9 protein-coding genes are annotated in these 12962 nt (G+C 62.8%); 5 read left to right on the forward strand and 4 right to left on the reverse strand.

Features of this window, described 5'->3' with window-relative positions:
• Positions 1–13: 13 nt before the first annotated feature.
• The 4 genes from GBCGDNIH1_RS23915 to GBCGDNIH1_RS23930 are packed head-to-tail and all read right to left on the reverse strand — an operon-like array spanning position 14 to position 4982.
• Complete coding sequence (locus GBCGDNIH1_RS23915) at positions 14–586, reverse strand: GNAT family N-acetyltransferase (protein WP_011632983.1); 573 nt, start codon at positions 584–586, stop codon at positions 14–16.
• A 37-nt stretch (positions 587–623) separates the two neighbouring features.
• The gene (gene rpoD / locus GBCGDNIH1_RS23920) at positions 624–2588 is read right to left on the reverse strand and encodes an RNA polymerase sigma factor RpoD (protein ID WP_011632984.1); all 1965 of its coding nucleotides are present in this window, start codon (positions 2586–2588) and stop codon (positions 624–626) included.
• 55 nt (positions 2589–2643) lie between these two features.
• Positions 2644–4494, reverse strand: a complete 1851-nt coding sequence (dnaG, locus tag GBCGDNIH1_RS23925; protein ID WP_011632985.1) for a DNA primase — start codon at positions 4492–4494, stop codon at positions 2644–2646.
• A 32-nt stretch (positions 4495–4526) separates the two neighbouring features.
• Positions 4527–4982, reverse strand: a complete 456-nt coding sequence (locus GBCGDNIH1_RS23930; RefSeq protein WP_025287574.1) for a GatB/YqeY domain-containing protein — start codon at positions 4980–4982, stop codon at positions 4527–4529.
• A gap of 110 nt (positions 4983–5092) precedes the next feature.
• Between GBCGDNIH1_RS23930 and carA the strand changes: the two genes are divergently transcribed.
• From carA to GBCGDNIH1_RS23955, 5 genes are all read left to right on the forward strand, one after another.
• Positions 5093–6439, forward strand: a complete 1347-nt coding sequence (gene carA / locus GBCGDNIH1_RS23935; RefSeq protein ID WP_043453188.1) for a glutamine-hydrolyzing carbamoyl-phosphate synthase small subunit — start codon at positions 5093–5095, stop codon at positions 6437–6439.
• A gap of 94 nt (positions 6440–6533) precedes the next feature.
• Complete coding sequence (carB, locus tag GBCGDNIH1_RS23940) at positions 6534–9812, forward strand: carbamoyl-phosphate synthase large subunit (RefSeq protein ID WP_011632988.1); 3279 nt, start codon at positions 6534–6536, stop codon at positions 9810–9812.
• A 103-nt stretch (positions 9813–9915) separates the two neighbouring features.
• Positions 9916–10389 carry a transcription elongation factor GreA gene (greA, locus tag GBCGDNIH1_RS23945; protein WP_011632989.1) on the forward strand — a complete coding sequence of 158 codons (474 nt, stop codon included), beginning with the start codon at positions 9916–9918 and terminating at the stop codon, positions 10387–10389.
• Positions 10390–10397: 8 nt separating this feature from the next.
• Complete coding sequence (locus GBCGDNIH1_RS23950) at positions 10398–11594, forward strand: threonine ammonia-lyase (RefSeq protein WP_011632990.1); 1197 nt, start codon at positions 10398–10400, stop codon at positions 11592–11594.
• Positions 11595–11626: 32 nt separating this feature from the next.
• A complete protein-coding gene (locus tag GBCGDNIH1_RS23955; RefSeq protein WP_011632991.1) occupies positions 11627–12961 on the forward strand; it encodes a dihydroorotase in 1335 nt (444 codons plus the stop codon).
• Position 12962 lies beyond the last annotated feature (1 nt).

A 12962-nucleotide genomic window follows, 5' to 3' on the forward strand; every position in this document is an offset into this window, starting at 1 on the left:
AACGCCCTCTCGGTCAGCCCTGTTGCAGATGCTCCGGGATCACCATGCCCAATCGGACGGGAATGTTCCAGCGCTCGGCCATCTGGCGGTAGGGATGAAAACCGACCTGGCGATACAACGGCAGTGCCCGTGGATGATCAGCGTTACAAGTATTCACCGTGACATACCGCGTTGAACCGGTTGCCCATGCCATATCCACCGCATGCCGCAGAAAAGCATGGCCCAGCCCGCGCCCCACCCAGCCCGGCATCAGGCCGAAATAACTCAGATTGACGGAAGGCGCATAGCGCGCATCCAGCTCATAAAATCCGGCTGTCTGCCCGTCTGCTTCCAGGACGAACACCCCAATTTGCGGATCAGATAACAGAGCCGCCAGATCCCGGTCCGGCATGACACGACGGAGCCACCACAGATAGGGCGCCCCCACCGTCGCGTAGAGAAACCGGTAGAATGCAAGGTCAGGCGCAATGACCCGCACGACGCGCATCCCCTCAGGCAATGCAGGGGCCGGGACGGCAGGCGGGCGATCCATCCGCAGAAACGTCACCGTCACATGCGCGCGGATGACCGGTTCGGAACCGCTCATCCGGCCATGCCCGCGCCCCAGGACACACCCCTGCCGATCAATCGTCCAGGAATGAGCGCAGCTTACGGCTGCGGCTGGGGTGTTTCAGCTTGCGGAGCGCCTTGGCCTCGATCTGACGGATGCGTTCACGCGTCACGTTGAACTGCTGGCCCACTTCTTCCAACGTGTGATCCGTATTCATGCCAATCCCGAAGCGCATGCGCAGCACACGTTCCTCACGCGGGGTCAGGCTGGACAGAACGCGGGTGGTTGCTTCACGCAGATTGGCCTGAATGGCGGCATCCAGTGGAATGATCGCCGCCTTGTCCTCGATGAAATCGCCCAGATGGCTGTCTTCCTCGTCACCGATCGGGGTTTCAAGGCTGATCGGTTCCTTGGCGATCTTCAGAACTTTCCGCACTTTTTCCAGCGGCATGCCGAGCTTTTCGGCCAGTTCCTCCGGCTGCGGTTCACGCCCGATTTCATGCAGCATCTGGCGGCTGGTACGCACCAGCTTGTTGATCGTCTCGATCATATGCACCGGAATGCGGATGGTGCGGGCCTGATCGGCGATGGAACGCGTGATCGCCTGACGAATCCACCAGGTTGCATAGGTGCTGAACTTGTAGCCGCGGCGATATTCGAATTTGTCCACCGCCTTCATCAGGCCGATATTGCCTTCCTGAATCAGGTCAAGGAACTGCAAACCGCGATTGGTGTATTTCTTGGCAATAGAGATCACCAGACGCAGATTGGCCTCGATCATCTCCTTCTTGGCGCGGGCGCTATCGCGTTCGCCGCGATTGACGGTCTTGTAAACACGCAGGAATTCGGGGATCGGCAGTCCGGCATCCGCCGCAACCTCTCCGATCCGGCCCCGGATCTGGCCGACTTCCTGCGGGTAGCGGGCCGAAAAATTCTTCCATGCCTTGCCGGGCAGGGTAGAGACACGCTCCAGCCAGTTCGGCTCCAGCTCATGATTACGGTGCTGTTCCAGGAAGGAATCACGCGGCACCTTACAGCTTTCCGCCAGACGCAGCAGTTGCCCTTCCAGTCCGGTCAGACGCTGGTTGAGCTGCTTGAGCTGAAGAACCAGTTCCTCCACGCGTCCATTATGCAGCCGCACCTCGCTGACCTTCGCGACCAGTTCATCACGCATCTTTTCATAGGTTTTTTCCGAGCGCGCGGTGACTTCCTCGCCGGAGGTAAAGCTGTCGAGACGCTTTGACTGCATCTTGGACAGTTTTTTGTAGATCGCCTCGATTTCCTCGAACCGTTGCAGGGTCTCCGGCTTCAGCTTTTCCTCAAGCGCGGAGAGAGACATACCGATACCGTCGGCATCGTCTCCATCCTCGGATTCTTCAGGCGGGGGCGGCGGAGTGAAGGCTTCGGCATCTGCCTCGCCTTCCTCGGCACCTTCTTCACCACCCTCCACCACACCGGGCGGCGGACCGCCCTGCGTGGCTTCCAGATCGATGATGTCACGCAGCAGCATCTCACCGGCCTTGAGACGTTCATGCCAGGTGATGATGGCGCGGAATGTCAGCGGGCTTTCGCACAGCCCGCCGATCATCATGTCGCGACCAGCCTCGATACGCTTGGCGATGGCGATTTCGCCCTCGCGCGACAGCAGCTCCACGCTGCCCATCTCGCGCAGATACATGCGGACGGGGTCATCCGTGCGGCCGAGGCTTTCCTCGTCCACATTGCCGGAGCGTTCCTCATCCTCGGTTTCTTCCGCCCGTTCTGCGCGGGCAGCGGGTTCGCCGCTTTCCTCGGTCTCTTCACTCTCGACGACCTGAATGCCCATCTCGCTGAGATTGGCCATCACGTCCTCGATCTGTTCGGAGCTGTTCTGCTCCGACGGCAGAACCGCGTTCAGCTCGTCAAAGGTGATGTACCCCCGCTCCTTGCCACGCGCGATCAGGCGTTTCACCGATGCGGACTGGGTGTCGAGCAGGGTGGTTTCCACATCCTGTTCCGACGACGCGCTCTCCGCGGTAGCAGCCTGCTTCGTTGCCATCGATCAAACCACTCCTCAACACATCACAGGCGAGCCCGATACGGAAACCCGGGGCTTATGCCTCGGCATCATCCGATTCGCCTCGCCTTATCTTATCACGCGCCTGAACCAGTGCCGTCAGGCGCCGCTGGCTCTGCTCGTCCCCATGTTCATCCCACGCATGCTGCGCCGCCATGACTTCCTGATCCAGACGATCCCGATGCAGAAAGCCAAAAATATGCCACCATGCCGCCTCGGCCTCCGCCGGCATCACCGCGCCGCCGGAAACCGCACAGATTGGAAGCGGAAAAGGATGAGGCGCGAAAACGCGCTCCACCTCCCGACCAAGCCCCGCGCGTTGCAGGTGGTCTATCAGACCCTCCGAGTCAAGCGGGTCCGTATGATCCGGTATCGTAAGGATCGCCCGGCGCACCCTGTCCAGCCAGTCCGGCAGATCGAGCGTGGCGAAAGCTTCTTCCACATCATGCAGCAACGCCGGATGGCTGAGCAGAATGGCGGTCAAGATACGCAAGCGTTCGATCCCGGCCATTTCCGCCGCCAGAGCCGGATCCAGACGATTCGGCGCAGGCTGAGTAAGCTGCCAGCCGCTTCCCCGGCTGCCTCCGCCATAATTTCCTCCTCGGCGGGGGGCTGCGGCAGGACGGCGCAGCGCATAAAATTTTTCGCGCAGGGCAGAGCGATATTCAGCCGCCAATGTCTTGTCTGCAATGCGGGCAGCGGCATCGTTCAGGCGGCGCTGAAACACCGCCCGTTGCTCCGGCGTCTCCAGCGCCTGCCCTTCCCGCAGCATGGCGAACAGCGCATCGGCAAAGCTGCGTCTTCTTGCATCCTCCAGCACGGCGGAGAAAGTATCGGCCCCACGGGTGCTGATCAGGCTGTCGGGATCTTCTCCGGGAGGCAGCCGCGCCACATGCAGGGTGCGCTCGGTCGTCAGCAAAGGCAGCGCCAGTTCCGCCACCCTCAACGCAGCCCGCGCACCGGCGGCGTCCCCGTCGAAACACAGGATCGGAGCCGGGGAAAGTTGCCACAGCGCATCAAGCTGCTCCTCCGTCAGCGCTGTGCCGAGCGGAGCCACCGCACCGCTGAACCCGGCCTGATGCAGGGCAATGACATCCATATAACCTTCGACGGCCAACAAGGCCGCACCGCCGCGCACCGCCTCCCGCGCCAGATCCAGCGCATAAAGTGACCGCCGCTTGGAAAAAACGGCCGTTTCAGGGCCATTCACGTATTTGGGCTGTCCGTCGCCGAGAATACGGCCCCCGAAGCTGATGATCCGGCCGCGCCGGTCGCGGATCGGGAACATGACCCGCTCATGAAACTGGTCCCACGGACGGCGAGTCGGACCGTCCTCATCCAGTCGGAGCAACCCGGCCTCGGCAAGTTGCTCCGGTGTAATGCCCTTTCCGGCCATAGCCATGGCCAGACTGCCTCGCACGGGCGCCCAGCCCAGACCGAAACGGCGTATCGTCGCCTCGCTCAAGCCCCGGTCCAGCAGATAGGTCAGGCCACGCTGACCCTCCGGCTTTGATAACAGGGTCGCATAATAGTCACCCGCCTGCGCCAGAACCTCATGCACCCCGGCACGGGCCTCGGCCTGCCGGGTTTCTTCCCGGCTCGGCTTCGGCATATCCAGCCCGGCCTCGGCGGCAAGCTGCTCCACCGCCTCCAGAAAACCGGCCCCCTGCGACTGCATGACGAAACTGACGACATCCCCATGCACACCGCAGCCAAAGCAGTGGAAATGGTCGTCATACACGTAAAAAGAAGGCGTTTTCTCGCCATGGAAGGGACAGCAGCCTTTCCAGTTGCGTCCGGCTTTGCTCAGCCGGACGCGGCGACCGATCACCGAAGCAATCGGCGTCCGCGCCCGCAGCTCATCCAGAAAATCAGGCGACAAAGCCATTCCGGCACGCCCCCATGCAGGAGGTTCCGGCTTTAGCCGTTCAGGCGCGCTTTCACCAGCGCCCCGGCGGCTGCCATATCAATAGTGGCAGCATATTTCGCTCGCAGCACCGCCATGACCTTCCCCATATCCTTCACGCCGACAGCACCGCTTTCCGCAATCGCCGCATCAACCGCGGAAGCGGTTGCGGCCTCATCCATGGCCTGCGGCAGGAAGCTTTCAATTACTGCGATTTCCGCCTCTTCCTTTTCCGCCAGCTCCGGACGATTGCCTTGAAGATAGAGAGTGACGCTCTCCCGCCGGGATTTGATCATGCCACGCATCATCACCTGAAGCGCGGTATCATCCACTGTTTCCCCTTTGGCCCGCGCCTCGATATCCTGTTCCTTCATCCTGGCGATGATCAGCCGGATTGCCGCAACACGCGCCGTGTCACCGCTCTTCATCGCGGTTTTCATCTGGTCCATGAAATCATCGCGCAGGGCCATGGCGGGTCTCCATCTGGTATTTGACTTCCCGAAATCGGGAGGCAAGAAAAATTATGCCGAAAGTGGGAAATTATTTCCCAATCGCTTCTGGGTGCCTTATATTAGCACGCATGACAACCAGTGTAGACGATATCATCGAACGCCTGGGCGGCGCGGACGGCGCTGCACGCAGGCTGGGCGTGGGCACGGAAGCCCTTCGCAAATGGCGTCAGTCCCGCTCGATCCCCGCGCGCCACTGGCCCGCATTGATCGAGTCGCTGGGCATTACGCTGGAGGATATTCCCGGGGCACCAGCCCGCACCGCGCTGACAGAAGCCCCCCCGGAAGGGGCCACCGCCGTTTTGGCGCTCAGCGATGGCACCCTGTTCTGGGGACGCGGCTTCGGTGCGTCGACACAGGGGACACAGCCTGCTGAAATCTGCTTCAGCACCGGGCTGACCGGATATCAGGAAACCCTGACCGACCCCTCTTTCGCCGGGCAGATCATCACCTTCACCTTCCCGCATATCGGCAATGTCGGCGCCAACAAGTATGATATGGAGGCCGCCACCATCGCGGCACGCGGACTGGTGGTGAAGGAAGACATCACCGCCGCCTCCAACTGGCGGGCGGAAACCAGCCTGGACGCGTGGCTGCAGCATCGTGGCATCACCGGCATTTCAGGCGTGGATACGCGCGCGCTGACATTGCGCATCCGCGATCTTGGCGCACCGCATGGTATCATCTCCTTCCCTGCGGACGGACATTTCGACATTGCGGCTCTGGTAGAAGCCGCCGCCGCATGGCCCGGACTGGAAGGGCTGGATCTGGCGAAGGATGTCTCCTGCACCCAGAGCTATGAGTGGTCCGAAGGCACCTGGTCCTGGCCCGGAGCCTTCTCCGCACCCACGCCGAAGCATCATGTCGTGGCGGTGGATTACGGGGCGAAGCGCAACATCCTGCGCAGCCTCGCCAATGCCGGATGCCGGGTGACGGTCGTACCGGCCACCGCCTCCGCCGAGGATATCCTGCGGCACAATCCGGATGGCGTGTTCCTGTCCAACGGCCCCGGCGATCCGGCCGCGACCGCCGCCTATGCCGTGCCTGCCATTCGCGGCGTGCTGGAGGCCGGCAAGCCGGTTTTCGGCATCTGCCTCGGCCACCAGCTGCTGTCTCTGGCGCTGGGGGCAAAAACCTACAAGCTCGATCTTGGGCATCGCGGGGCCAACCAGCCGGTCAAGGAACTGGCCACCGGTCGCGTGGAGATCACCAGCCAGAATCATGGTTTTGCCGTGGATGCATCCTCCCTGCCTGCCGGGGTGGAAGTCACACATGTCAGCCTGTTCGACGGCTCGAACGAGGGTATTGCCGCGCCGTCGAAGCGTTGCTTCAGCGTGCAATATCATCCGGAAGCCAGTCCCGGCCCCAGCGACAGCCATCATCTGTTCCATCGTTTCGTGGATATGCTGGGATCGTAAGATCCCGGCCCGCGCGCTTTTTTCAGGATAGCCCGGCCTGTTCCCGCCGGGTTCGCCGCCCGGTCCGATGCGGGCGGAAAGGAGAATTCCGGCCATGCCGAAACGTACAGACATCCGCTCCATCCTGATCGTCGGCGCCGGGCCGATCGTGATCGGTCAGGCCTGCGAGTTCGACTATTCCGGCGCCCAGGCCTGCAAGGCACTGCGCGAAGAAGGCTACCGGGTCATTCTGGTGAATTCGAATCCCGCCACGATCATGACCGACCCCGATCTGGCCGATGCAACCTATATCGAGCCGATCACCCCGGATGTGGTCGAGCGCATTATCGCCAAGGAAAAGCCGGATGCGATCCTGCCCACTATGGGCGGGCAGACCGCGCTGAACACGGCGATGCAGCTGCATGCCAGCGGCGCGCTGGAGCGCCACGGGGTGGAGTTGATCGGCGCAAAGGCCGATGTGATCGACCGCGCGGAGGACCGGCTGAAATTCCGCGATGCCATGGACGAAATCGGCATCGAAAGCCCACGCAGCGTCATCGCCCACACGCTGGAAGAAGCCCGTGAGGGGCTGGCCCATGTCGGCCTGCCGGCGGTAATCCGCCCCAGCTTCACACTCGGCGGCACTGGCGGCGGCATCGCCTATAACAAGGAGGAGTTCGAGCAGATCGTCACCTCCGGCCTTGATGCCTCCCCCACCACCGAGGTACTGATCGAGGAAAGCGTGCTCGGCTGGAAGGAATATGAGATGGAAGTGGTCCGCGACAGCGCGGATAACTGCATCATCATCTGCTCCATCGAGAATATCGACCCGATGGGCGTGCACACCGGCGACAGCGTGACGGTGGCCCCGGCCCTGACCCTGACCGACCGCGAATATCAGCGCATGCGCGACGCCTCCATCGCCTGCCTGCGCAAGATCGGCGTCGATACCGGCGGCTCCAACGTCCAGTTCGGTGTAAACCCGGCTGACGGACGCATGGTGGTCATCGAAATGAACCCCCGCGTGTCCCGTTCCTCCGCCCTTGCATCCAAGGCGACCGGCTTCCCCATCGCCAAGATCGCCGCGAAACTGGCCGTCGGCTATACGCTGGACGAGCTGGCGAACGACATCACCAAAATGGAAATCGACGGCCAGCTTCGCACTACCCCGGCCAGTTTCGAGCCGACCATCGACTATGTGGTGGTGAAGATGCCGCGCTTCACCTTCGAGAAATTCCCCGGCACGCCCGCTCTGCTCTCCACCAGCATGAAATCGGTGGGCGAGGCGATGGCCATTGGTCGCAATTTCTCTGAAGCATTGCAGAAAGCCTTCCGCAGCATGGAAACCGGCCTGAACGGGCTGGATGACATTACGCTTGACGGCGAAGGCCCGGATGCGTTCCGCGCCGCCCTGTCCACCCCGCGCCCCGACCGTATTCTGGTCGCCGCACAGGCGCTGCGCCACGGCCTGTCGGTCGAGGATGTCAACGCGGCCTGCAAATTCGATCCGTGGTTCCTGCGTGAAATCCAGAAGATCGTCACCACCGAAGCCCATATCCGCGCCCACGGCCTGCCGGAGAACACACGCTCCCTGCGCGCGCTGAAAGCGCTCGGTTTTTCCGATGCCCGCCTCGCCGTCCTGACCGGCAAGACCGAAGCGGATATTCTGGCCCATCGCGAGAAGCTCGGTGTCATGCCGGTCTACAAGCGAATCGACACCTGCGCGGGCGAGTTCGCCTCCGCCACCTCCTACATGTATGGCACGTATGAGGGCGGGTTCGGGGCCCCATCCTGCGAATCAAATCCCACCGACCGCAAAAAAATCGTCATACTCGGTGGCGGTCCGAACCGGATCGGGCAAGGAATCGAGTTCGATTACTGCTGCGTGCATGCGGCCTACGCCCTGCGCGAGGCCGGGTTCGAGACCATCATGGTCAACTGCAATCCCGAAACCGTCAGCACCGATTACGACACCTCCGACCGGCTGTATTTCGAGCCGCTGACCGCCGAGGACGTCATCAACCTGATCCGCCGGGAACAGCAGAGCGGCACCGTGCTGGGCTGCATCGTACAGTATGGCGGCCAGACTCCGCTCAAGCTGTCCCATGCCCTGTCCCGCGCCGGAATCCCGATCCTCGGCACCAGCGTGGACGCGATCGACGCGGCGGAGGACCGGGAGCGCTTCCAGGCTCTGCTCAACGGCCTCTCCCTGCTTCAGCCGGAAAACGGCATCGCCCGTTCAGCGCAGGAAGCGGAAGCCATCACCGCCCGCATCGGCTATCCGGTGGTGATCCGCCCCAGCTACGTGCTGGGCGGCCGGGCCATGGAAATCGTCTATGACCATGCCGGACTGAACCGCTACATGCGGGAAGCCGTGCGCGTTTCCGGCGACAATCCGGTGCTGATCGATCGCTATCTGAACGACGCCATCGAGGTCGACGTGGACTGCATCGCCGATGGCGAGCGCGTCTATGTCGCCGGGGTGATGGAGCATATCGAGGAAGCCGGGATCCATTCCGGCGACAGCGCCTGCTCCCTGCCGCCCTACTCCCTCTCCCCCGCCCTGGTGGATGAATTGCGGGCGCAGACGGAGGCACTCGCGCGCGGCCTTCAGGTTATCGGGCTGATGAACGTCCAGTTCGCGATCAAGCGGGAAGCCGATGGCAGTGACCGCATCTATGTGCTGGAGGTCAATCCACGCGCCAGCCGCACCGTGCCCTTCGTCGCCAAGGCGACCGGCGTAGCGGTGGCGAAAATCGGCGCCCGGGTCATGGCCGGGGCCAGACTGACGGAATTCGACCTCGGCCCCACCCCGCGTCTGCCGCATGTCGCAGTCAAGGAAGCGGTGTTCCCCTTCGCCCGGCTGGCCAATGTCGACACCATTCTGGGGCCGGAGATGAAATCCACCGGCGAGGTCATGGGGCTGGATACCAGCTTCGAGCGCGCTTTCGCGAAAAGCCAGCTCGGAGCCGGGGTCAAACTGCCGGATTCCGGCAGGGTGTTCCTCTCCGTCCGTGATACCGACAAGACGGCGCTGTTGCCGGTCGCCCGCAAGCTGGTGGAGCTGGGCTTCCGTCTGGCCGCCACACGCGGCACCGCCGCACGGTTGCAGGAGGCCGGGCTGGAGGTCAAGGTGTTGAACAAAGTGCTGGAAGGCCGCCCGCATTGCGTGGATGCGATCCGCTCCGGCGATATTCAGCTGATCATCAACACCAATTCCGGTGCGCAGTCGGTCAGCGACAGTTTCGATATCCGGCGCAGCGCCCTGACGCACGGCGTTCCGAACTACACGACGATGGCCGGGGCACGGGCCGCCGTTCACGCCATAGCCGCCTTGCGTGAAGGAACACTTGAAGTCGCGCCGCTGCAATCATACTTTCATCGTTCGTTCTGATCGCCCGGTACTGCCGGATACCCCTGCTCAAAGCTGTGGTATCCGGCGGCACGGGCCGATCATGTTTGGACATGATCCGTTTTTTGCCGAGGACTGACCCAAAGTGCAGAAGTTTCCGATGACCGCCGGCGGCCTACAGCGCCTGGAGGACGAGCTTCGCCAACTGAAATCAGTGGAGCGTCCCGCCGTCATCCGCGCCATCGCCGAGGCCCGCAGCCATGGCGATCTCAGCGAAAACGCCGAATATCATGCCGCAAGGGAGCGTCAGAGCTTCATCGAAGGCCGCATCGAGGAGCTGGAGGTCATCGTCTCCGCTGCGGAAGTGATCGACCCTTCCACGCTGAGCGGCGATCAGGTGAAATTCGGTGCCCATGTCCAGATCGTGGATGAGGAAACCGACAAGGAAGCCTCCTACCAGATCGTTGGCCTGCATGAAGCCGATATCAAGCAGGGGCTGCTCTCCGTCTCCTCTCCGCTCGCCAAGGCGCTGATCGGGAAAAAGCCCGGTGACACCATCTCCGTGCCGGCGCCCGGTGGCGATCGGAGCTATGAAATCCTGAGCGTCCGTTTCTTCTGAGCCATTCCATGATCGGTCTTGAAGATGTCCGGGCGGCTGCACAGCGGATCGCCGGAAAGGTGGTGCGCACTCCAACCCTGCGCAATGGTACGCTCAGCCAGCTTGCCGGTGCCGATATCTGGCTGAAGCTGGACGTTTTGCAGGCAACCGGTGCGTTCAAGGAGCGGGGTGCCGCCAATCGTCTGGCCATGCTCTCCGCCGGGGAGCGGGCCGCCGGTGTGGTCGCCATGTCGGCCGGCAACCATGCCCAGGCCGTCGCCCGCCACGCCCAGTTGCTGGGGATCGAGGCCACGATCGTGATGCCTCGGTTCACTCCGGCCACCAAGGTGACCCGCACGGCGCAATGGGGTGCGCATGTCGTGCTGCACGGCAAGACCCTCGCGGAAGCCGCCGAGCACGCCTGGGCGCTCGCCGCAGAGCGGAGCCTGACCTTCATCCACCCCTATGATGATGAAGGGGTGATGGCCGGTCAGGGTACCCATGCACTCGAAATGCTGGAGGATGCGCCGGATCTCGATACGCTGATCATCCCCATCGGCGGCGGCGGACTGATCGCGGGTTGTGCCGTGGCAGCCAAAGCCATCAACCCGGCCATCCGCATCTATGGTGTCGAGGCCGAGGGATATGACGCGATGGTGCAGGCCCTGCAAGGCCGCGCGGTCGAGGTCGGTGGCTCGACCATCGCCGAGGGCATTGCCGTGCGCGATGTCGGGCAGCTTCCGCTCGACGTGGTGCGCACCCATGTGGACGATATTCTGGTCGTCACGGAAGTCGCGATCGAAAACGCCATCTCCCTGCTGGCCGAAAATGCCAAGATCGTCACGGAAGGAGCCGGTGCGACAGGTGTCGCCGGACTGCTGTCCTTCCCCGATTTGTTCAAGGGCCGCAAGGTCGGGATCCCCCTCTGCGGGGCCAATATCGACAGCCGTATTCTGGCCCATGTGCTGCAACGCGTGATGCTGCGGGACGGACGCCTGATGCGTCTGGTGCTGGATATTCCGGACCGTCCCGGCGTGCTGGCCGAAATCTCCGCCCGCATTGGCGATTCCGGTGGCAATATCATCGAAGTGTCCCATCATCGCCTCTTCACCTCCCCCAGCGTCAAGTCCGCAAGGCTGGAAATCATGTTCGAGGCCCGCGACCCCGAACATGGCGCGGCCGTAGCGGCAGAGCTGGAGAAGCATTACACCGTCACCCGGCTGTAAGCCTTCCTCACACGCTCAGGAGTTCCGTCACGATGTCCAGCGCCGCCCTCCATTTCGATCTGCTGGTCCGGAACGGTCGCTGCATTCTGCCCTGGGGGGAGGCACAGACGGATATCGGCATCCGGGATGGTGTGATCGTCACCCTCTCCGCCCCTGCCTCCGCGACTGCCGAGCAGGTGCTGGATGCATCCGGCCTGCATGTTCTGCCGGGGCTGACCGATCCGCATGTCCACCTGCGCGACCCCGGCAATGCCAGCGTGGAGACCATCGAAACCGGCACACGCGGCGCGGTGCTGGGTGGTCTGACGGCAGTCTATGACATGCCGAACACCAGCCCTTCCATCATCGATGCGGAAACGGTGCAGTGGAAACAGGGGCATATCGGCCAGACCGCCTGGTGCGACATGGGGTTCTATGTCGGCGCCACCAAAGCCAACATTCAGGATCTGGCTACGCTGGAACATCAGCCCGGTGTCTGCGCGGTCAAGGTATTCGCGGGCAGTTCCACCGGCGATCTGCTGGTCGAGGATGATGCCAGCATCGAAGCCGTGATGCGCAGCGGCCATCGTCGTATCGCCTTCCACAGCGAGGATGAATACCGGTTGCAGGAGCGCCGCCCGTCATTTTCCAGCGGGATGCCTTATGTAAACCACATGATCTGGCGGGATGAGGAATGTGCTTTCCTCGGCACGCGCCGCATCATGGCGCTGGCACGCAAGACGGGACGCCCGGCACATATCCTGCACACCTCCACGGCGGAGGAATTCGAGTATCTGAAAGATTTCCGCGATGTTGCCACCAGCGAGGTGCTGGTGAACCATCTGACCCAGATTGCTCCCGAATGCTACGAGACGCTCGGCGGTTATGCGGTCATGAATCCGCCCCTGCGTGACCGGCGGCATTACGAAGCAGCCTGGAAAGCGGTCAATGACGGTCTGGTCGATACCATCGGCAGCGACCATGCGCCGCATCCGCGGGAAGCGAAGGAGCGTCCCTGGCCCGACTGCGCTGCCGGTCTGACCGGGGTGCAAACCCTGCTGCCGGTCATGCTGGATCATGTGTCAGCCGGACGGCTCAGCCTGACCCGTCTGGTCGATCTGCTGGCGGCCGGTCCGGCGCGCGTGTATGGCGCGATTGGCAAGGGACGTCTGGCTGTCGGCTATGATGGCGACCTGACCCTTGTTGATATGGGGCGGCAGCAGCGGATCGAAGCGTCCTGGCTCGTTTCCCCCTGCGGCTGGAGTCCGTTCGAAGGCAGATTATGTCAGGGCTGGCCGGTCGCCACCGTGCTGCGCGGTCATGTCGCGATGCGCGATGGCGCATTGCAGGGTGAGGCCACAGGCCGGCTGATCTCCTTCCTGCCGTAAT

The sequence above is a fragment of the Granulibacter bethesdensis CGDNIH1 genome, from assembly GCF_000014285.2.
GTDB lineage: Bacteria > Pseudomonadota > Alphaproteobacteria > Acetobacterales > Acetobacteraceae > Granulibacter > Granulibacter bethesdensis.

Excerpts from the sequence above, each read along its gene's own strand:
- GBCGDNIH1_RS23915 (WP_011632983.1), bottom strand. The coding sequence starts at position 586 with ATGAGCGGTTCCGAACCGGTCATCCGCGCGCATGTGACGGTGACGTTT.
- rpoD (WP_011632984.1), bottom strand. The coding sequence starts at position 2,588 with ATGGCAACGAAGCAGGCTGCTACCGCGGAGAGCGCGTCGTCGGAACAG.
- carA (WP_043453188.1), top strand. The coding sequence starts at position 5,093 with ATGACAACCAGTGTAGACGATATCATCGAACGCCTGGGCGGCGCGGAC.
- GBCGDNIH1_RS23955 (WP_011632991.1), top strand. The coding sequence starts at position 11,627 with ATGTCCAGCGCCGCCCTCCATTTCGATCTGCTGGTCCGGAACGGTCGC.
- GBCGDNIH1_RS23950 (WP_011632990.1), top strand. The coding sequence starts at position 10,398 with ATGATCGGTCTTGAAGATGTCCGGGCGGCTGCACAGCGGATCGCCGGA.
- carB (WP_011632988.1), top strand. The coding sequence starts at position 6,534 with ATGCCGAAACGTACAGACATCCGCTCCATCCTGATCGTCGGCGCCGGG.
- GBCGDNIH1_RS23930 (WP_025287574.1), bottom strand. The coding sequence starts at position 4,982 with ATGGCCCTGCGCGATGATTTCATGGACCAGATGAAAACCGCGATGAAG.
- dnaG (WP_011632985.1), bottom strand. The coding sequence starts at position 4,494 with ATGGCTTTGTCGCCTGATTTTCTGGATGAGCTGCGGGCGCGGACGCCG.